Origin of the sequence: Lutibaculum baratangense AMV1, assembly GCF_000496075.1 — a bacterium.
GTDB classification, from domain to species: Bacteria; Pseudomonadota; Alphaproteobacteria; order Rhizobiales; family Tepidamorphaceae; genus Lutibaculum; species Lutibaculum baratangense.
On sequence record NZ_AWXZ01000026.1, the window covers coordinates 25,778 to 45,299 of the forward strand.

The following is a 19,522-nucleotide window of genomic DNA, read 5'->3' on the forward strand; positions in this document are numbered from 1 at the left end:
GAGTTCTCTAGCAGAGCGGCCTGACGGCCGACGGGATGGTGACGCTATTCGCATGCTCGTGCGTTTCATCGGCTTCCTCTTCACCATCGGCGTGATCGTCTTCGTCGTCGGTGCAGCCGGGGCCGGGTACATCCTCTGGCGCGTCAATCAGGACCTTCCCGACTACGCCAAGCTTCGCGACTACGAGCCGCCGGTGATGACGCGCATCCACGCGTCGGACGGGCAGCTCGTCGCGGAGTACGCCACCCAGCGGCGCCTGTACCTGCCGATCCAGGCGGTCCCCGCCGATGTGGTGAACGCCTTCCTGTCCGCAGAGGACAAGAACTTCTACAGCCATATCGGTCTCGACTTCTTCGGCATCTCCCGCGCGGTGCTCGAGAACGTGCGCGACTACGGGACGAACAGGCGACCGGTCGGTGCGTCGACGATCACTCAGCAGGTCGCGAAGAACTTCCTGCTGACGAACGAGGTGTCGATCGAGCGCAAGCTGAAGGAGGCGCTGCTCGCCCTGCGAATCGAATCCGCCTTCACGAAGGAGGAGATCCTCGAGCTCTATCTGAACGAGATTTATCTCGGTCTCGGCTCCTACGGGATCGCGGCGGCCGCGCTCAACTACTTCGACAAGTCCGTCCACGAGCTGACGGTGCCCGAGGCCGCCTATCTCGCGGCGCTGCCGAAGGGGCCTGAGAACTATCATCCCTTCCGGTTTCCGGACCGCGCGATCGAGCGCCGCAACTGGGTCATCGACCGGATGCAGGAGAACGGCTACCTGTCGTCGGAGCAAGCGGCCAAGGCGAGGGACACAGAGCTCCGCGTGACGCCGCGCCCGCGCGGCACCCGTATTGCGTCGGCCGAGTATTTCGCCGAGGAGGTCCGCCGTATGCTCTACGAGCGTTACGGCACGGAAGGCCTCTACGAGGGCGGGCTCTCGGTCCGCACCACCCTCGATCCGGAGCTCCAGCAGCTGGCGCGGCGGGTCCTCGTGCAGGGTCTCGTGCGCTACGACCGCCAGCGCAGCGGATGGACCGGCCCCGTCGATCAGGTCGAGATCGGGGGCGACTGGGGACAGGCCGTCGGCGCGGTGGAGGCGCTCAGCGATGTCGCGCCGTGGCGGTTGGCGGTCGTGCTGCGCGCGGATGAGCGCGAGGCGACGATCGGGCTGCAGCCCGAGCGCCTGCCGTCCGGCAGCCTGTCGAACCAGCGCACCGTCGCGCGGCTGCCTTACGAGCACATGAAGTGGGCCGGCGGGTCCGTGTCGGCCGTTCTCAAGCCCGGCGACGTCGTCTGGGTGTCGCCGGTCGACACGCCTGCCGACGAGGAGACGGAGCCTGACGCGGATTCCTCCGAGGACAGCGCGGCAGCCGACGTCTACCGCCTGCAGCAGAAGCCGAAGGTGTCCGGCGCCATCGTCGTGATGGATCCTCACACCGGCCGCGTCCTCGCGATGACCGGTGGCTTCAGCTTCGCGGAGTCCGAGTTCAATCGCGCCACTCAGGCGATGCGGCAGCCAGGCTCGTCCTTCAAGCCCTTCATCTACGCGGCGGCGCTGGACAACGGCTACACGCCGTCGAGCGTCGTGATGGACGCGCCGATCGAGATCCGGTCGGGCCGCGAGCTGTGGCGGCCGCAGAACTACGGCGGCTCCTTCGCGGGCCCCTCGACCCTGCGCCGCGGCATCGAGAAGTCGCGCAACGTCATGACCGTCCGCCTCGCGCAGGACATGGGCATGCCGCTGATCCGCGAATACGCGAAGCGCTTCGGCATCTACGACAACCTCGGCCCCTACCTCCCGAACGCGCTCGGCGCGAGCGAGACGACGGTGCTCCGCATGACGGCTGCCTACGCAATGCTGGCGAACGGCGGCGTGCAGATCCAGCCGACCCTCGTCGATCGCATCCAGGACCGTTACGGGCGCACGATCTACAGGCACGACGAGCGCCAGTGCGTCGGCTGCAACGTGCAGGAATGGCAGGGGCAGGACGAGCCGGAACTGGTCGACAACCGACAGGTCATTCTCGACCCCTACACCGCCTACCAGATCACCTCGATGCTCGAAGGCGTCGTGCAGCGCGGCACCGCCACCACCGTCTCGTCCGTCGGCAAGCCGCTCGCCGGGAAGACCGGCACGACGAACGACGAGAAGGACGCGTGGTTCGTCGGCTACTCCCCGGACCTGACCGTCGGAGTCTTCATCGGCTTCGACCAGCCCAAGCCCATGGGGCAGGGCTCCACGGGCGGCGGCATCGCCGCGCCGGTCTTCCGCGACTTCATGCAGGTGGCGCTGAAGGACAAGCCGGCCGTGCCGTTCCGCGTGCCGCCGGGCATCCAGCTCGTCAGGATCAATCCGAACACCGGCCTCCGGGCCGAGGGGCAGGGGACGATCCTCGAGGCGTTCAAGCCCGGCCAGGAGCCGCCGTCGAGCTACTCCGTCATCGGCTACCGCGACACCCAGGGCCAGGAGGTCACGGTCAGTCCCGAGGTCGACCGGGCCGTCCAGTCGGGCTCCGGCGGGCTGTACTGAGCGCCCGCCGACACCATCTCTCGGAAGCGACGCGACCAGAAACGAAGCGAGGAACAATCATGCGCGCCGAAGACCAGGCACTCGTCGACGAGATCCGCCAGGCCGTCACCCTGCTCCGGAGGCATCTTTGACTGGGACGTCGCGACCAGACGGCTCGAGGAGCTGAACGCCCGCGTCGAAGATCCCTCGCTCTGGGACAATCCGGAGCAGGCGCAGGCGATCATGCGCGAGCGCCAGCATCTGGAGGATCAGCTTCAGGCGGTCGGCGGCCTCGAGAACGAGCTCGACAGCACGATCGAGCTGATCGAGCTCGCCGAGGCCGAGGACGACGAGACCGTTCTCAAGGACGCCCTCGAGGCGCTGGTCTCCCTCTCCAGGGAGGCGCAGAAGCGCCAGATCGAGGCGCTTCTGTCGGGCGAGGCCGACAAGAACGACACCTATCTCGAGGTCCATGCCGGGGCGGGCGGCACGGAGAGCCAGGACTGGGCGGAGATGCTCCTGCGCATGTATTCGCGCTGGGCGTCCGCACATGGCTACAAGGTCGAGGAGATCGGCTTCAACGCCGGCGAGGAGGCCGGCATCAAGTCGGCGACGCTCCTCGTCAAGGGGCCGAACGCTTACGGCTGGCTCAAGACGGAGTCGGGCGTCCACCGCCTCGTCCGCATCTCGCCCTACGATTCGGCCGCCCGCCGGCACACGAGTTTCGCGTCGGTCTGGGTCTACCCGGTCGTGGACGAGTCCATCGAGGTCGAGGTGAACGAGTCCGACGTCCGCGTCGACACCTACCGTTCCTCAGGCGCCGGTGGCCAGCACGTCAACACGACGGATTCGGCCGTGCGTCTGACGCACATACCGACGGGCATCGTCGTGGCGTGCCAGAACGAGCGCTCGCAGCACAAGAACCGCGCCACGGCGTGGGCGATGCTGAAGGCCAGGCTGTACGAGCTCGAGCTTCAGAGGCGCGAGGAGGAGGCGATGGCCGAGGCTGCGTCGAAGACGGACATCGGCTGGGGCCACCAGATCCGATCCTACGTCCTGCAGCCCTATCAGATGGTGAAGGACACGCGGACCGGCGTCGAGCGCAGCGATCCCTCGAACGTGCTCGACGGCGATCTCGACGAGTTCCTCGAGGCCTCTCTCGCCCAGCGCGTGGGCGCGAAGGAGGAGGCCGGGACGGCGCAGGCGAGCTGACCCGCGGCGATCGGCCGGGAGACCGGGCGAGGCGGCCGAGTGGCCGCTTCGTCCGCCGGCGTCAGATGCGTCCGGCGAAGGCCCGCGCCACCTTCACATAGGCTGAGGGGTCGCGTCGGCGTCCGTCCCGCATCAGCTCGTAGTGAAGGTGCGGCCCGGTGCTGCGGCCGGATGTGCCGACCGCCCCGATAATGTCGCCGGCGCCGATCTTGTCGCCCTTCGTCACGTTGATGCTGGAGAGGTGCGCGTAGCGGGTGCGATGCCCGTTGCCGTGGTCGATCTCGACCATGCGGCCATATCCGCCGTTCCAGGCGGCGAAACGCACCGTGCCGGAGCCCGCCGCATGGACGGCCGTGCCCGACGGCGCGGCGAAGTCGATTCCGGTGTGCATGGCGGGACGGCCGAGGAAGGGGTCCACGCGTTTGCCGTAGGCGCTCGTCTGCGCGAAGCGGCCCTTCAGCGGCAGGCGAACGGGAAGCGCCGCCACGATCTCCTCGAGCTCGTCGATCTGTCCGAGCCCCGCTTCGACGATCTCGAAGCGGTCTTCCGTCGTCATGCCGCCCTCGACGCCGCGAAGGTCGATGAAGGGGCCACCGAGGCTGATGTCGGGAGCTCTCAGGCCGAGCTCCTCGGGAATGCTCGCCAGCGTCTCCAGCCGGTCCTCGGTCGTTTGCTCGAGGGCCGAAAGGAGGGCGTCCTGCGTCTGGGCGAGAACCTGTAGGGCCAGGTCGAGCTCGTCCGCTCGGGCGGAGGCGGGCGTGCGCGCCGGTGCCTGCAGGGAGAGCGCCTCGCCTTTCGCGAGGATCGGCCGGGGTGCCGCAACCGGTCTGGAGGAGAGTCGCGCCGACAGGGCCTGGCGCAGATCGTCGGCCAGCGGAGCAGGGTCGATCCCGCGGGCCTTCGCCTCGGTGAGAACGGCGTTGAGCCGGGCCTGGCGGGTCGTCAGCTCCTCCTGCTGCCGCCGAAGCTCGTCGAGTCGCCTCTCGATTGCCTGCCTCGCCGGCGCCTCCGGCATCGTGGGAGTGGCCGGCTGGAGTCCGCGGAGCGTCGCGAAGGCGATCGGTTCACCGAGCTGCGTCGAGGCGGGTGAGTCGCCCTCGCCACCGGTCAGCCAGGCGCCGGAGACGCAGACCGCGGTCAGCAGGAGCGTTCCGAAGGCGGCGGTGACGGCGTGGCGCCTTCGAGGCTTTCGGGGCGCCACCGCCGGCGGCGCAACGAAATGGGTCAGCGCTTCGCCACGCTTCGCACCGGTCTGCCGCACTGCTGCCCCCACTCGTCGCACTATCCAGCGACAGCAGTCATCGCACGTTAGGGTTAACGTCCTCTCAAAGGCCTAGGCTTAGAGGGCCCGCGCAGCTTCGAGCACCTCTTCGGCGTGGCCCGGCACTTTCACCTTTCGCCAGATCCGCGCGATGCGGCCATCGGCGCCGATCAGCATCGTCGTCCGCTCGACGCCCATGTAGGTGCGGCCGTACATGCTCTTCTCTCCCCAGACGCCATAGCGCTGCAGGACCGACGTCTCGGGGTCGGAGAGCAGGCGTACCGCCAGGCCGTGCTTCGTGAGGAACATCTCGTGTTTCTCCACCGGGTCGGGGGAGATGCCGATGACCTCCGTGCCTGCCTCGCGGAACTGGGGCGCCAGTTCCGTGAACCCGATCGCCTCCTTCGTGCAGCCCGGCGTGTCGTCCTTTGGATAGAAGTAGACGACCACTTTCCGGCCACGAAGCGAGGTCAAGGTAACTTCGTCTCCACCCGTGCCGGCGAGCGTGAAGTCCGGGGCTTCGGCGCCTTCGTGTATGTCAGCTGACATCTCTTCTCCTTCCGTGGACAGGCTTGTGCGCCGAGAGGCGGGACACAGCCTCCTCCTGCGCGATCTCGGCTATACGTGGCGGGGCGGAGAGCAGATTGCGCGTGCTCCCGCCCGGCCTCCGCTAGGATGGCAGGCACGGTGCGATTCGCCTGCCGCGAACGCCAGAAGTGAAGAAGGAACCCTCGCTCCCGATGGAGCCGGCCTCTGACCCACCCTTGGACGGCGATGCCACGGCAGCCCCGCGTCGCCGCCGGCGCGTCGCCGCGATCGGCGCGACGCTGGTGCTCGGGCTGGCGGTTGGGCTCGTTGCGGCTCTGGCCTTCCTGTCCCTGCCGTTGTCGTCGCTGACGCCACGGCTCGAGGCGGCGATCGAGGCGCGCCTCCCGCCGGGCTATCGTGTCGAGATCGGTGCCGCCTCGCTGCGCCGATCGGACGGGCTGAGCAGGGCGAGCGTGCGTCTCGAGGATCTCTCTCTTCTCGATGCGGACGGGGAAGTCTTGTTCGCGGTTCCGGCGTCGAGCGTCGAGCTGGCGACCTGGCCGCTCCTGAAGGGCCGGCTTTCCCCGCTGGCGATCCATGTCCTCGAGCCCGAGCTCACGCTCGCGCGGGGTGAGTCGGGGCTGGGGCTGCTCCCTCCCGCGGTCGCCTCGCAGGGCGGCGGAGCCGGGGAGGGCGGGCCCGCGACCTCGATCTTCGACGCTGCTGCGCTGGCGCTGGCCATGCTCGACGGTGGCAGCGAGTTGGGTGCACTGGAGGAGATCAGCATCGAGGACGCTCAGCTCCGTGTGCGCCGGCGCTCCGGCGAGACGACTGCCGTTGCGCCCATGACCCTCCACCTCGGCCGGGAGGCGGAAGCGCGTACCATCGGCTTTCGCGCGAGCCTCGGAGAGGAGGGCTCGGTCGCCCGGCTTGCCGGCAACCTCCGCCTGACCGCCGGCAACACCCTCGCCGCCGACCTCGAGGTCGAGGATCTCGCGCTTGAGGATTTCGAGCCACTTCTTCCTCCGTCTCTGCCCTTCGAGGCGACGAACGCGCTGAACGGCCGGGCGTCGGGCGAGATGGCTGCGTCCGGCGAGCTCCTGGCGCTTTCGGTGGACCTCGACATCGGAGGTGGCCGTCTCGGCCCTGCCGGCGGGCGCCAGCTCGAGATCGATGACCTCGTGCTCGCCGGGGAGTGGAGCCGGCGCGACGGTGTGCTGCGCGTGCACCCATCCACCCTCGTGGCGGGCGACAACCGCGGCACGCTGAGCGGCATGGTCAGGATGCCGCCCCCAGGGGACTTCGGTTCGGGCACGTGGCCCGTGCAGCTTCAGCTCACGAACGTGCGCCTGGCGGATCCGGAGACGGACTGGCCGGCGAACTTCCCGCTCGTGACGGTGGAGGGCTACTACCGTCCCGACGAGGGCCAGTTCGTCGCCAGTCGGCTCGACATCGCCTCTCCCGAGGCCGCGGCCTCGCTCGTCGGCACGGTCGGGGGTGGAAGGGAGACGCCCGGCATCCAGCTGGCCGGCAGCAGCGCGCCCATCCCCGTCCGCGCCCTCAAGAGCCTGTGGCCGCCCTTTCTCGGCAAGGGCGCCCGCAGGTGGGTCGTCAACAACCTCCAGGAGGGGCTCGTCTCCTCCGCCCGGCTGACGGTTGACGTCAGGCCCGACGAGATCGCGTCGGCCCTCCGGGGCGAGCCGTTGCCGCGGAGGGCCTATCGCATCGACTTCGACATGGCCGACGTGGATTTCAGCTATCTCGGAGACATGCCACCAATTTCAGGTGCGCAGGCGACGGCGAGTCTCGATCCCGTCGAGTTCGACCTCAGGCTGACGGATCAGGCGGAGGTGCATCTGGGTCGCGGCAAGATCCTCGTGACGGGGGGGCGGTTCTTCGTCGACGATCTGCGGCCGAACCCATCCACCGGGCACGTCGGCCTGTCGCTCCAGGGGGGCGCGGACGCGATCGCGGAGCTCCTGAACTACGAGCCGCTCGTCCTGGCCGCGAGACGCAACCTCAACCCCGCCGACATAGCCGGCACGGCCGACGTGAACCTCGATCTCGAGATGCCCCTGTCCAAGGACGTGCGCTTCGCCGACGTCAGGGTGACGGCGCGAGGGGAGATCAAGGAATTCCGGGCGCACGGCGTGGTGGGCGACCGGGAGGTCACGGACGGCGACATCACGATCGCCGTCGCCGACGGCTGGATGGAGGTCGGCGGCAAGGCGAAGATCGACGGCATGCCGGCCGACATATCGCTGAGGCAGCCGCTGTCGGACGAGGAGGGGGGCGGCGCCCAGAGCGTCACGATGACGCTAGACGAGGCGGCCCGAAAGCACCTCGGGCTGTCCCTCGAGGGGCTCCTGTCGGGGCCCGTCGAGGCGACGGTGCGGGACGGTCCCGCGATGCCGGACGGTGGCGCGCAGAAGATCGAGCTCGACCTGACCAAGGCACGGCTTCACGTGGCGGAGATCGGTCTCGACAAGCCGGAGGGACAGGCTGCGAAGGCCGAGTTCCTCCTCCTGAAGTCGTCCGGCCGGACCGAGGTCGAGGATCTCGTCGTCACGGCGGAGGGTTTGCGTCTCGAAGGCGGGGCGACGATCGGGGAGGGGGGTGGCCTTGAGCGGCTCTCACTGCCGGTCGTGCGCCTGCAGAACGGAACCGACGTCTCCGTCACCGGCGGATCCGAGGGCGGGATGCACGTCTTCCGCGTCAAGGGGAATGCCATCGATCTCAGGCCCGCGCTTCAGGGCACGAAGCGGATGGCCGGCTCGGACTCGTCCGGTGCGCAGAGCACCACCCGCCCGACGCGGCTCGAGATCGACGTGAAGCGGGCGATCGGCAGCAACCGGGTGCGGCTCACCGACCTGATCGGCTCGGTGACGGTGGCCGAAGGCGGGCTGCGCAAGGTCGACCTCTCGGGCGTGGTCGGCGGCGGCGCACCCGCCACCGTCTTCTACGACCCCTCCTCCAGCCCGGCGCTCCGGGTGCGGAGCGGCGACGCGGGAGCTCTGGTCAGCTTCGCCGGCATCTATGAGAACATGAGCGGAGGAGCCCTCGATCTCGTGGCCGAGCGGGCCGGTCCCGGAGAGGTAATGCGGGGCCGCCTCGTCATCGACAACTCCGTCATCACCGACGATCCCGCGGTCGACCGCCTGATCGCCAGCGGCGAGAAGGAGCGCGGCGCCTCCGGCCGTAGCCCCGCGACCGTCATGCGGAATGGTGACATCCGGCTCGACCGCATGGAGGCGCAGTTCGCCGCGGTCGGCGGACGGATCGAGGTGCGCAACGGGCTCGCCCGCAACGCGGCGATAGGGGCGACGGTGGAGGGCACAGTCGGCCTCGACGCCGGGCGTCTCGACCTCCACGGGACCTATATTCCGCTCTATGCGATCAACAACCTGTTCCAGCAGCTGCCGCTCTTCGGCACGCTGCTCGGCGGCAAGCGGAACGAGGGGCTCTTCGGCATCACCTACTCGTTGAGCGGCAGCCTCGACGACCCCGACATGACCATCAATCCACTGTCGGCGGTCACGCCGGGGGTCTTCCGATACATCTTCGGCATGGACAACCCGCGGGCGGCCGGCGCGGGAGGCGCGCCGGTGCCCGGCAACTGAGGCGGGGCTGCCTCAGCGGGGCTTCAGGAGAGCGTGCTTCTTGCGCCCGAAGGAGAGCTTGATCACGCCCTCCGACGTCACGTCGGTGATGCCCAGGACGAGGTGCGGATCGCTCACGCTGCGGTCGTTGACCTTGACAGCGCCGTTGGTCACGGCCCTGCGGGCCTCGCCGTTCGAGGCGCACAGGCCGGCGCGGACGAAGGCGGCGAGCACCCCCATCCCTTCCTCGAGCTCCTGGGCGGGCACCTCGACCGTCGGCAGTGCACTCGCGAAGGCATGTTCCTCGAAGGTGCGCCTGGCGGTCTCGGCCGCCTCCTCCGCCGCCTTGCGCCCGTGCAGGATGGCCGTGGCCTCGGTGGCGAGCACCTTCTTCGCCTCGTTGATCTCCGAGCCCTTCAGCGCTTCGAGGCGGGCGATCTCCTCCATCGGCAGGTCGGTGAAGAGCTTCAGGAAGCGCCCGACGTCGGCGTCCTCGGTGTTGCGCCAGAACTGCCAGTAATCCCAGCTCGACAGCATGTCCTCGTTCAGCCAGACGGCACCCGCCGCCGTCTTGCCCATCTTCGCGCCGGAAGCCGTGGTGATCAGCGGGCACGTCAGCCCGAAGAGCTCGATGCCCGCCATGCGGCGGCCGAGCTCTATGCCGTTGATGATGTTGCCCCATTGGTCGGAGCCGCCCATCTGCAGCCGCACGCCGAGCCGCTTCGAAAGCTCCACGAAGTCGTAGGCTTGGAGGATCATGTAGTTGAACTCGAGAAAGCTCAGCGGCTGCTCGCGTTCGAGCCGCAAACGGACCGAATCGAAGCTCAACATGCGGTTGACGGAGAAGTGGCGCCCGACATCGCGCAGGAGCGGGATGTATCTCAGCTCGTCGAGCCAGTCGGCGTTGTTCACCATCACGGCGTCGGCCGGGCCGTCGCCGAAAGCGAGGTACCGCTCGAACGACGACCTGATCGAGGCCATGTTCGCCGCGATGTCCTCGTCGGTGAGAAGCTGGCGCTGCTCGTCTTTCCCTGAGGGGTCGCCGATCCTGGAGGTGCCGCCGCCGATCAGCACGACCGGCTTGTGGCCCGCCTGCTGCAGGCGCTTGAGCATCATGATCCCCATCATGTGCCCCACATGCAAACTCTTCCCCGTCGGATCGAAGCCGATATAGGCGGTCACCGTCTCCTTCGACAGAAGCTCGTCGAGCCCCTGAAGGTCGGAGGCCTGGTGGATGTATCCTCGCTCGTCCAGGAGCTTGAGGAACTCAGACTTGAAGCCGCTCATCTCGGTTAATCCGTGGGAGATATGGTGTTAGGATCGTCGCGGCCCATCTAGCAGGTTCGCGGAGACATTGCATCACGTGACCGGGGACAGCATCTGGACCGCCATCGGACTGATGAGTGGCACGTCGATGGACGGCGTGGACGTCGCGATGATCACGACCGACGGGCACGGGCTCGTCCTGACCGGAGGCGGGGCCGCACGAACCCGCAGCGCCGCCGGCGCCGAGATCCGTGCCGGCTTCGAGAAGCCTCGGGTCCTGAGCCGCCCGTACTCGGCCGGCGAGAGGGCGGTCCTCCGGCGCGCGGTGGATGAGGCGAAGCCTCTGCGCGACCGCGACGCCCGGCCTCGCGCCCTGGCCGAGGCGGAGGCGGTGGTGACCGCGGCTCACGCGGAGGCGGTCGAGGCGCTCCTCGCAGAACATGGTCTCACGGCCTCGGATATCGACGTGGTGGGATTCCACGGACAGACGGTGCTGCATCGGCCGGAGGAGCGGCTGACCGTCCAGATCGGCGACGGAGCCGCACTGGCGGAACGGCTGGGCATCGATGTCGTGCACGATTTCCGGGCCGCCGACGTGGCGGCAGGCGGCCAGGGAGCACCTCTTGCCCCGGCCTATCATCGCGCCCTGGTGATGTCGCAGCGCATGGACCTGCCCGTCGTCGTGCTCAACCTCGGTGGTGTGGCGAACGTGACGTGGATCGGCCGCGACGAGGACCCGATCGCCTTCGACACCGGCCCCGCCAATGCCCTCATCGATGACTGGATCCGCGAACACACCGGCGCCGATCACGACGAGGGTGGCGCCATCGCGGCAAGGGGCCACGTACAGGCCGACGTGCTGGCCGACCTGCTCGACAATCCCTATTTCAGCGCCCCCGCCCCGAAGTCCCTCGACCGCAACGCGTTCGATCCGGCCCCGCTCGCCGGGCTGTCGATCGAGGACGGCGCGGCAACTTTGGTCGCCTTCACGGCCGCGACGGTGGCGATGGCCGAACTGCATTTCCCTGCGCCGGCAAGGCGCTGGATCGTCGCCGGGGGAGGGGCCAAGAACCCGACCATCATGGAGGAGCTGCAGAAGCGGCTCGACGCGCCTGTCATGACGGCGGAGCGGGTGGGGTGGAGCGGGGAGTATCTGGAGGCGCAGGCCTTCGCCTATCTCGCTGTCCGTTCGTTGACCGGGCTGCCGCTGAGCTTTCCGACAACGACGGGCGTGAAACAGCCCATGACCGGCGGTGTTCTGGCGTCGGCGCGCCGCTCGGCCGCCTGAGCTGGCGGCCGGGGCCGAAGCCCCGACGCACATCATTCGCTCGAGACCCGGGGCGTGATGCCCGAGTACAGGCTCAGACCTCGGCCTTCGCCTCGGCCTCGGCGAGCCGCCGGTCGACATACCCGCCGACCACGTCCATCAGCGGGTCGACCTGCTTGTCGAAAAAGTGGTTCGCCCCCTCGAGCACGTTCTGCTCGACCACGATGCCCTTCTGCGTCTTGAGCTTTTCGACGAGCGTCTGCACGTCGTTGGGGGTCGCCACCCTGTCGGCCGATCCGTTGACGATGAGCCCCGACGAGGGGCAGGGCGCGAGGAACGAGAAATCGTAGAGGTTCGGCTGCGGCGCGATCGAGATGAAGCCCTCCACCTCCGGTCGGCGCATCAGAAGCTGCATGCCGATCCACGATCCAAAGGAGAATCCCGCGATCCAGCACGCGCGCGAATCCGGGTTGAAGCTCTGCACCCAGTCGAGCGCTGCGGCGGCGTCCGACAGTTCCCCCTGGCCGTGGTCGAACTCGCCCTGACTGCGGCCGACCCCCCGGAAGTTGAAGCGCAGGACCGCGAAGCCGCGCTCCGCGAAGAGATAGAACAGCCGATACACGATCTGGTTGTTCATCGTGCCCCCGAACTGGGGGTGCGGGTGCAGGATGACCGCAATCCGTGCATTGCGCTTCTTCGGAGGCTGATATCGCCCCTCGATACGTCCTGCAGGACCGGTGAAAATAACTTCCGGCATTGACCGAACTAGCTCCGTTACATCAGCCCGAGGGCGTGGCGACCACCTGCGCGTGGCGGCGCTACTCCGGCCGTGCTTTCTTGACACCGTCCGGAGCGACCCTTAGAAACTTAGAAACATTCGAAACTGCCCGTGCGGCGTCGATCCCCGGGCGGGCAGGCGTGGCGTTCGCGCCACTCTCATCATATATGGGCGTCGCGGCGCAAGCACGCATATCGTCGCCGCGCGCAAAGGAGGCCGGGTGTCCGGGTTCGTCTACCTCGACTGCAACGCGACATCGCCACTGCGCCCGCAGGCGCGGGCGGCAATGCTCGCCGCGATCGAGGATGGGGGCAACCCGTCGTCGGTGCACATGGTGGGCCGGCGGGCGCGCCGGCATCTCGAGGACGCGCGCGTCCGGCTCGCGGCCGTGGTCGGCGCAGAGCCCGCAGATGTGGTGATGACGAGCGGCGGAACCGAGGCGAACGCCCTTGCGCTTGCCCAGGCGCGCGGCGCGCCGGTGCTGGTTTCCGCGGTGGAGCATCCTTCCGTTCTCGCGGCGGTGCCGGATGCCGAGATCGTCCCGGTTGACGGTCAGGGCGTCGTAGATCTGAGGTGGCTCGCTCTCCGCTTGGGACAAGACCCGAAGCCCGGCCTCGTCTCGATCATGGCGGCGAACAACGAGACGGGCGTGCTTCAACCGCTCGACGAGATCCGGCGCCTGTGCGGTAACGCCGATGTGCCGCTTCACAGCGACGCGGTGCAGGTGGCGGGGCGGATGCGGGCCGACGATCTGCCCGCTGATCTCGTGACGCTGTCGTCCCACAAGATGGGAGGGCCCCTGGGAGCCGGTGCGCTCGTGCGCAAGGGCGGGCCCGCGATCGTCTCCCTCGTCAGGGGAGGCGGGCAGGAGCGCGGATTGCGGGGGGGCACCGAGAACGTGCCTGCCATTGCCGGGTTCGGCGCCGCGGCCGCGGCAGCGATGCAGCAGTTGGAGGACCGCAGGTCCGAATTGGAGCGGTTGCGCGACTGGTTTGAGCGCGAAATAAGCACTATCTGTGCGGGGACGAGGATTCTCGGCGCCCAGGCGCCGCGCCTGCCCAACACGAGTTGCTTCGCGGTCCCGGGCGTGGCGGCCGAGACGGCCCTGATCGCGCTCGATCTCGAGGGCATCGCCGTCTCCTCGGGCTCGGCCTGCTCGTCGGGGAAGGTGGGCGTGTCGCATGTCCTCGCGGCGATGAACGTCGCGCCCGAGCTTGCGGCGGGCGCCATCCGCGTGAGCCTTGGGTGGTCGACGACCGGACAGGATTTGGAGAATTTCGTGAGCGTGTGGCGCCGCGTCGGGCCGAGACTGGCCGGACGGAAGCGACAACCGCGAGCGGCATAAGGCGAAACCGCGGTCCTTGAAACCGTGAGCGAAGGAGCAATCGATGCCAGCTGTGCGTGAGACGGTCGAGCAGGTCCGCTCGATCGACGTCGACAAGTACAAGTACGGCTTCTTCACCGACATCGAGTCGGAGAAGGCCCCGAAGGGGCTCAACGAGGATATCGTACGCTTCATTTCGGCCAAGAAGGGCGAGCCGGAATGGATGCTGGAGTGGCGCCTCGACGCGCTGAAGCGCTGGCGGACGATGAGCGAGCCGACCTGGGCGCGCGTGAGCTACCCGAAGATCGACTTCCAGGATCTCTACTACTACGCCGCGCCGAAGCAGTCCGCCGGACCGCAGACGCTCGACGACGTGGATCCCGAGCTCCTGCGCACCTACGAGAAGCTCGGCATCCCCCTGCGCGAGCAGGAGATCCTGGCCGGCGTCGAGAACAGCCGCGTCGCCGTCGACGCCGTGTTCGACTCCGTGTCCGTCGTGACGACGTTCAAGAAGGAGCTCGCCAAGCACGGGGTCATCTTCTGCTCGATGTCGGAGGCGCTTCGGGAGCACCCGGAGCTCGTGCGCAAGTATCTCGGTTCGGTCGTTCCCGTCTCGGACAACTATTACGCGACGCTCAATTCCGCGGTGTTCTCCGACGGCTCGTTCGTCTACGTGCCGAAGGGCGTGCGCTGCCCGATGGAGCTGTCGACCTACTTCCGCATCAACGAGAAGCAGACGGGCCAGTTCGAGCGCACGCTGATCATCGCCGACGAAGGATCCTACGTCTCCTACCTCGAGGGCTGCACGGCGCCGTCGCGCGACGAGAACCAGCTGCATGCGGCGGTGGTCGAGCTGATCGCCCTCGACGACGCCGAGATCAAGTACTCGACGGTGCAGAACTGGTATCCCGGTGATGCCGACGGCAAGGGCGGCGTCTACAACTTCGTGACGAAGCGCGGCGACTGTCGCGGCAGGAACTCGAAGATCTCGTGGACGCAGGTCGAGACCGGCTCGGCGATCACCTGGAAATACCCGAGCTGCATCCTGCGGGGCGACAACAGCCGCGGCGAGTTCTACTCGATCGCCATCTCGAATGGCCATCAGCAGATCGATTCCGGCACGAAGATGGTGCACCTCGGCAAGAACACGTCGAGCCGCATCATCTCGAAGGGCATCGCAGCAGGCTTCTCGGAGAACACCTACCGGGGCCTCGTCTCGGCGCACAAGAAGGCGACGAACGCGCGCAACTTCACGCAGTGCGACTCGCTCCTGATCGGCGACAGGTGCGGTGCTCACACCGTCCCTTACATCGAGGCGAAGAACGCCTCCGCCGTCTTCGAGCACGAGGCGACGACGTCGAAGATCTCGGACGACCAGATGTTCTACTGCATGTCGCGGGGCCTCGGCGAGGAGGAGGCCGTGGCGTTGATCGTCAACGGCTTCGTCCGCGACGTCATTCAGCAGCTGCCGATGGAGTTCATGGTCGAGACCCAGAAGCTGATCGGCATCAGCCTCGAGGGCTCGGTCGGCTGATCGGCGCGCGCGACTATTGAGACAAGCCGCGCGAAGGCTCCGGCCGCCGCGCGGCACCCCAGGATGAAGATTACCGGAAAAGATACGATGACCGCATTGCTAGAAATCAAGGACCTGCACGCACAGGTGGAGGAGCAGGAGATCCTCAAGGGCCTGTCCCTGACGGTGAACCCGGGTGAGGTCCACGCCATCATGGGCCCGAACGGTTCGGGCAAGTCGACCTTGTCCTACGTCCTCGCCGGCAAGGATGACTACGAGGTCACCGGTGGCGAGGTCGCGCTCCAGGGCGAGGACCTCTTGGAGATGGAGCCCGACGAGCGGGCCGCGGCCGGCGTGTTCCTCGCCTTCCAGTATCCGGTCGAGATCCCAGGCGTCGCGACGATGACCTTCCTGCGCACCGCGCTCAATGCCCAGCGCAAGGCGCGCGGCGAGGCGGAGCTCTCGACGCCCGAGTTCATGCGCCTCGTGCGCGAGAAGGCGGACAAGCTCGGCGTCAGCCAGGAGATGCTGAAGCGGCCCGTGAACACCGGCTTCTCCGGCGGCGAGAAGAAGCGTGCCGAGATCCTGCAGATGTCGGTTCTCGAGCCCAGGCTCTGCATCCTCGACGAGACGGACTCCGGCCTCGACATCGACGCGCTTCGGATCGTCGCGGACGGCGTGAACGCGCTGCGTTCGCCGGATCGGGGCATGGTCGTGATCACCCACTACCAGCGCCTGCTCGACTACATCGTGCCGGACATCGTCCACGTGATGTCCCGCGGCCGCATCGTGCGCACCGGCGGGCCGGAGCTCGCCAAGGAGCTCGAGGCATCCGGCTACGCCGCCTACACCGAGGCCGCCTGAGGACCGAGGAGAGCCGAACATGAATGTCGAACTGAAGAAGGTCGCCACGGCGGCCGAGCGCGCCGCGGCCGAGCAGTTCGAGCGGCTTGCGGGCGATCTTCCCGGCGGCGAGCGCGCCCGGGCGGCGCGCCGGGCGGCGGCCGAACGCTTCGCCGTGACCGGGCTTCCGCACCGTCGCATCGAGGAGTGGAAGTACACCGACCTGCGCACGATGCTGCGCGAGCTGCCGCCGCCGGCGGCCAGGACGGCCGGCGGCGAGCTCGAGGTGGAGACGCTTGCGGAGCTCGATGCCTACCGCATCGTGATGCGCGACGGCGGCGAGGCCGAGATCGCGGCTGACCTCGCCCAGGTCGCGGGGCTCGAAGTGACGCCGCTTTCCGCAGGTCTCGACAACGGCGAGATCGCGCCGGCCCTGCTGGACGGCTGGCCCGATGCCGCGGCGAGCGCGGTCTTCGACCTCAACACCGCCTTCATGCGCGGCGGCGTCGTGATCCGCGTGACGGCGGGGACGAAGCTCGACAAGCCGATCATGCTGTCGCACATCGTCTCGCATCTCGAGCCGTCGGCCAACTACCTGCGCAACCTCGTCGTGCTCGAGGCCGGGACCGAGGCGACGGTCGTGGAGACCTTCGAGGGACCGGCCGGTTCGGCCTATCTCGTCAACTCCGTGACTCGCTTCGCGGTGGCGGAGGGGGGCAAGCTCGATTGGCTGAAGGTGCAGGCCGACGGCGCGGGCTCGACCCACCTCTCGACGCTCGCGGGCGACGTGGCGAACGGGGCGGAGATCCTCTGCCTGCCGTTCTCAACGGGCTCTGCGGTCTCGCGCAACAACATCGTCCTGACGCTGGCGGGGCCTGATACGACGGCCAACATCGCCGGGGTCCAGCTGCTCGCCGGGCAGCAGCATGGCGACATCACCATGTTCGTCGATCATGCCGTTCCCGACTGCGCGAGCCGCGAACTGTTCAAGGCCGTGCTCGACGACCGGGCGCGCGGCGTCTTCCAGGGCAAGATCCTCGTGCGGCAGAAGGCCCAGAAGACCGACGGCAAGATGATGACGCAGGCGCTCATGCTGTCCGACGACGCCGAGATGGACAACAAGCCGGAGCTCGAGATCTTCGCCGACGACGTCCAGTGCGGCCATGGCGCCACCACGGGTCAGATCGACGAGGATCTGCTGTTCTATCTCCGCTCGCGCGGCATCCCCGAGACGCAGGCGAAGGCGCTGTTGATCGAGGCCTTCATCGGCGAGGCGCTCGATCTCGTGAAGAACGAAGCCGTTCGCGAGGTCCTGTCCGGCTACGCCCATGTGTGGGTCGCCGAGAGGAAGGACGAGGGGCACCTATGAACGCCCCCGTGCAGGCCGCCGAGGCGCCATACGATGTCCAGGCGATCCGCCGCGACTTTCCCATCCTGTCGCGGCAGGTCTACGGGCGTCCGCTCGTCTATCTCGACAACGGAGCGTCGGCCCAGAAGCCGCGCGCCGTGATCGAGGCCATGACCTATGCGATGGAGAACGAGTACGCCAACGTCCATCGCGGCCTGCACTTCCTGTCGAACACGGCGACCGAGAACTTCGAGGCCGCGCGCGAGCGCGTGCGGAGCTTCCTGAACGCGGAATCGACGGACCAGATCGTCTTCACCCGCAACGCGACCGAGGCGATCAACCTCGTCGCCCATGGCATCGGCATGGGCATCGGTGAGGGCGACGAGATCGTGCTCTCGATCATGGAGCACCACTCCAACATCGTGCCCTGGCACTTCCTGCGCGAGCGCAAGGGCGCGGTGATCAGATGGGCGCCGGTCGACGAGGACGGCAACTTCCTTCTCGAGGAGTTCGAGAAGCTCCTGACCCCCAGGACGAAGGTCGTCGCGATCACCCACATGTCGAACATGCTGGGCACGATCGTGCCGGTGAAGGAGGTCGTCCGGCTCGCCCACGCGCGCGGGATCAAGGTCCTGATCGACGGCAGCCAGGGGGCCGTCCACCTCCCGGTCGACGTGCAGGATATCGGTGCCGACTTCTACTGCTTCACCGGACACAAGGTCTACGGCCCGACGGGCATCGGCGTTCTCTACGGTCGTGCGGAGGCTCTAGATGCCCTGCCGCCCTTCAACGGGGGCGGCGAGATGATCGACGAGGTGACGGAAGAGGGCGTCACCTACCAGAAGCCGCCGCACCGCTTCGAGGCGGGAACGCCGCCGATCATCGAGGCTACCGGCCTCGCTGCGGCGCTCGACTACATGGAAACCGTGGGGCGCGAAAACATCCGGGCTCATGAAGACGCACTCACACGCTACGCGCTTCAGCGCCTGCGGGCGAGCAACAGCGTCCGGGTCTTCGGGGACGCGCAGGACCGTGGCGCGATCATCTCGTTCGAGGTTGCGGGAGCGCACGCTCACGACGTGTCCATGGTGATAGACCGTTACGGCGTCGCCGTGCGGGCCGGAACGCATTGCGTGCAGCCGCTGCTGGCGAGGTTCGGCGTCACGTCGACGTGCCGCGCCTCGTTCGGCATGTACAATACCTTCGAGGAAGTCGACCGCCTGGTGGAGGCGATCGAGAAGGCTCAGGAGATGTTCGCATGAGTGACGCGAACGATAGCGCTGTCGAGCAGTCCGCCATTCCGCCCGAGGAACTGGCGCGGCTGACGGACGACATCATCGGGGCGCTGAAGTCGGTCTACGACCCCGAGATCCCCGCCGACATCTACGAGCTCGGCTTGATCTACCGCATAGACGTCGACGATGATCGCAACGTAACGGTCGACATGACGCTGACGGCGCCGGGCTGCCCGGTGGCCGGCGAGATGCCGGGCTGGGTCGAGGATGCCGTGTCGTCGGTCGACGGGGTCGGTCAGGTGCACGTGAACATGGTGTTCGATCCGCCGTGGGATCCGAGCCGCATGTCGGAAGAGGCCAGGGTGGCGCTCGACTTCTTCTGACCCCATCTAGGGACAGTCCGCCGCGATTGGCGGCGGAAGAGGCATGAGAGCGGAGCAGGTGTTGGCATGAACGTGGCAGTGCGTCCCAAGCCGAAGGTCATGACCCTGACGGATGCCGCCGCCGCGCGGATAAGGGCGATCATGGAGAGCTCCGAGCGCGAGATTCTCGGGCTCCGTGTCGGCGTGAAGAACGGCGGCTGCGCCGGCATGTCGTATACGATGGAATATGCCGAGGAGAAGGCGCCGTTTGACGAGGTCGTCGAGGACCGCGGCGTGACGATCCTGATCGACCCCAAGGCGGTGCTGTTTCTGCTGGGCACGGAGATGGACTACCGGACCGAGAAGCTCGCGTCGCAGTTCGTCTTCAACAACCCGAACCAGACCTCGGCCTGCGGTTGCGGCGAGTCCGTCGCGCTGACGCCGGCGCGGCTCGAGGAGTAGGGTCCCCGTCGGCGGACACGGACG

15 protein-coding genes are annotated in these 19,522 nt (G+C 67.9%); 11 read left to right on the top strand and 4 right to left on the bottom strand.

Annotation, left to right across the window (positions count from 1 at the left end; translation table 11 throughout):
* Positions 1-46 precede the first annotated feature (46 nt).
* Both N177_RS09510 and prfB read left to right on the top strand, forming a co-directional pair.
* Positions 47-2,521: a penicillin-binding protein 1A gene (locus N177_RS09510; RefSeq protein WP_040485533.1), complete on the top strand. Its 2,475-nt coding sequence runs from the start codon at positions 47-49 to the stop codon at positions 2,519-2,521.
* A 59-nt stretch (positions 2,522-2,580) separates the two neighbouring features.
* Positions 2,581-3,712 (top strand): peptide chain release factor 2 gene (gene prfB / locus N177_RS09515; RefSeq protein WP_152527888.1). Its coding sequence is split into 2 segments (ribosomal slippage): positions 2,581-2,649 and positions 2,651-3,712, totalling 1,131 coding nucleotides; the frame shifts between segments, so codons are not numbered across the junction.
* A gap of 61 nt (positions 3,713-3,773) precedes the next feature.
* Here the strand turns inward: prfB and N177_RS20585 are convergent.
* Positions 3,774-4,985, bottom strand: a complete 1,212-nt coding sequence (locus N177_RS20585; RefSeq protein WP_244444263.1) for a M23 family metallopeptidase — start codon at positions 4,983-4,985, stop codon at positions 3,774-3,776.
* A gap of 66 nt (positions 4,986-5,051) precedes the next feature.
* Positions 5,052-5,522: a thioredoxin-dependent thiol peroxidase gene (gene bcp / locus N177_RS09525; protein ID WP_023432098.1), complete on the bottom strand. Its 471-nt coding sequence runs from the start codon at positions 5,520-5,522 to the stop codon at positions 5,052-5,054.
* Between the two features lie 191 nt (positions 5,523-5,713).
* Between bcp and N177_RS09530 the strand changes: the two genes are divergently transcribed.
* The gene (locus N177_RS09530) at positions 5,714-9,121 is read left to right on the top strand and encodes a YhdP family protein (RefSeq protein ID WP_023432100.1); all 3,408 of its coding nucleotides are present in this window, start codon (positions 5,714-5,716) and stop codon (positions 9,119-9,121) included.
* Positions 9,122-9,133: 12 nt separating this feature from the next.
* On the opposite strand, the gene tyrS is transcribed toward N177_RS09530, so the two are convergent.
* Positions 9,134-10,387 carry a tyrosine--tRNA ligase gene (gene tyrS, locus N177_RS09535; protein WP_023432101.1) on the bottom strand — a complete coding sequence of 418 codons (1,254 nt, stop codon included), beginning with the start codon at positions 10,385-10,387 and terminating at the stop codon, positions 9,134-9,136.
* A gap of 76 nt (positions 10,388-10,463) precedes the next feature.
* On the opposite strand from tyrS, the gene N177_RS09540 reads away from it, so the two are divergent.
* Entirely contained in the window at positions 10,464-11,654 is a 1,191-nt protein-coding gene (locus N177_RS09540; RefSeq protein WP_023432102.1) for an anhydro-N-acetylmuramic acid kinase, read from the top strand.
* A gap of 73 nt (positions 11,655-11,727) precedes the next feature.
* Here the strand turns inward: N177_RS09540 and N177_RS09545 are convergent, their stop codons facing one another.
* Entirely contained in the window at positions 11,728-12,390 is a 663-nt protein-coding gene (locus tag N177_RS09545; RefSeq protein WP_023432103.1) for an alpha/beta hydrolase, read from the bottom strand.
* A gap of 241 nt (positions 12,391-12,631) precedes the next feature.
* On the opposite strand from N177_RS09545, the gene N177_RS09550 reads away from it, so the two are divergent.
* From N177_RS09550 to sufA, 7 genes are all read left to right on the top strand, one after another.
* Positions 12,632-13,756, top strand: coding sequence for a cysteine desulfurase family protein (locus tag N177_RS09550; RefSeq protein WP_023432105.1), 1,125 nt, complete (start codon positions 12,632-12,634; stop codon positions 13,754-13,756).
* A gap of 43 nt (positions 13,757-13,799) precedes the next feature.
* Positions 13,800-15,269 carry a Fe-S cluster assembly protein SufB gene (gene sufB, locus N177_RS09555; protein WP_023432106.1) on the top strand — a complete coding sequence of 490 codons (1,470 nt, stop codon included), beginning with the start codon at positions 13,800-13,802 and terminating at the stop codon, positions 15,267-15,269.
* 87 nt (positions 15,270-15,356) lie between these two features.
* Positions 15,357-16,112, top strand: coding sequence for a Fe-S cluster assembly ATPase SufC (gene sufC, locus N177_RS09560; protein WP_023432107.1), 756 nt, complete (start codon positions 15,357-15,359; stop codon positions 16,110-16,112).
* A 19-nt stretch (positions 16,113-16,131) separates the two neighbouring features.
* On the top strand, positions 16,132-17,460 hold the full coding sequence (gene sufD, locus N177_RS09565; protein WP_023432108.1) for a Fe-S cluster assembly protein SufD: 1,329 nt from the start codon (positions 16,132-16,134) through the stop codon (positions 17,458-17,460).
* Complete coding sequence (locus N177_RS09570; RefSeq protein WP_023432109.1) at positions 17,457-18,701, top strand: cysteine desulfurase; 1,245 nt, start codon at positions 17,457-17,459, stop codon at positions 18,699-18,701. Before sufD ends, N177_RS09570 begins: the two co-directional genes overlap by 4 nt.
* The gene (locus tag N177_RS09575) at positions 18,698-19,057 is read left to right on the top strand and encodes an SUF system Fe-S cluster assembly protein (RefSeq protein WP_023432110.1); all 360 of its coding nucleotides are present in this window, start codon (positions 18,698-18,700) and stop codon (positions 19,055-19,057) included. The genes N177_RS09570 and N177_RS09575 overlap by 4 nt, the downstream gene beginning before the upstream one ends.
* Before the next feature lie 66 nt (positions 19,058-19,123).
* Entirely contained in the window at positions 19,124-19,498 is a 375-nt protein-coding gene (sufA, locus tag N177_RS09580; RefSeq protein WP_023432111.1) for a Fe-S cluster assembly scaffold SufA, read from the top strand.
* Positions 19,499-19,522 lie beyond the last annotated feature (24 nt).

Excerpts from the sequence above, each read along its gene's own strand:
- N177_RS09530 (WP_023432100.1), top strand. The coding sequence starts at position 5,714 with ATGGAGCCGGCCTCTGACCCACCCTTGGACGGCGATGCCACGGCAGCC.
- sufC (WP_023432107.1), top strand. The coding sequence starts at position 15,357 with ATGACCGCATTGCTAGAAATCAAGGACCTGCACGCACAGGTGGAGGAG.
- sufA (WP_023432111.1), top strand. The coding sequence starts at position 19,124 with ATGAACGTGGCAGTGCGTCCCAAGCCGAAGGTCATGACCCTGACGGAT.
- N177_RS09545 (WP_023432103.1), bottom strand. The coding sequence starts at position 12,390 with ATGCCGGAAGTTATTTTCACCGGTCCTGCAGGACGTATCGAGGGGCGA.
- sufD (WP_023432108.1), top strand. The coding sequence starts at position 16,132 with ATGAATGTCGAACTGAAGAAGGTCGCCACGGCGGCCGAGCGCGCCGCG.
- sufB (WP_023432106.1), top strand. The coding sequence starts at position 13,800 with ATGCCAGCTGTGCGTGAGACGGTCGAGCAGGTCCGCTCGATCGACGTC.
- bcp (WP_023432098.1), bottom strand. The coding sequence starts at position 5,522 with ATGTCAGCTGACATACACGAAGGCGCCGAAGCCCCGGACTTCACGCTC.
- N177_RS09575 (WP_023432110.1), top strand. The coding sequence starts at position 18,698 with ATGAGTGACGCGAACGATAGCGCTGTCGAGCAGTCCGCCATTCCGCCC.
- N177_RS09570 (WP_023432109.1), top strand. The coding sequence starts at position 17,457 with ATGAACGCCCCCGTGCAGGCCGCCGAGGCGCCATACGATGTCCAGGCG.
- tyrS (WP_023432101.1), bottom strand. The coding sequence starts at position 10,387 with ATGAGCGGCTTCAAGTCTGAGTTCCTCAAGCTCCTGGACGAGCGAGGA.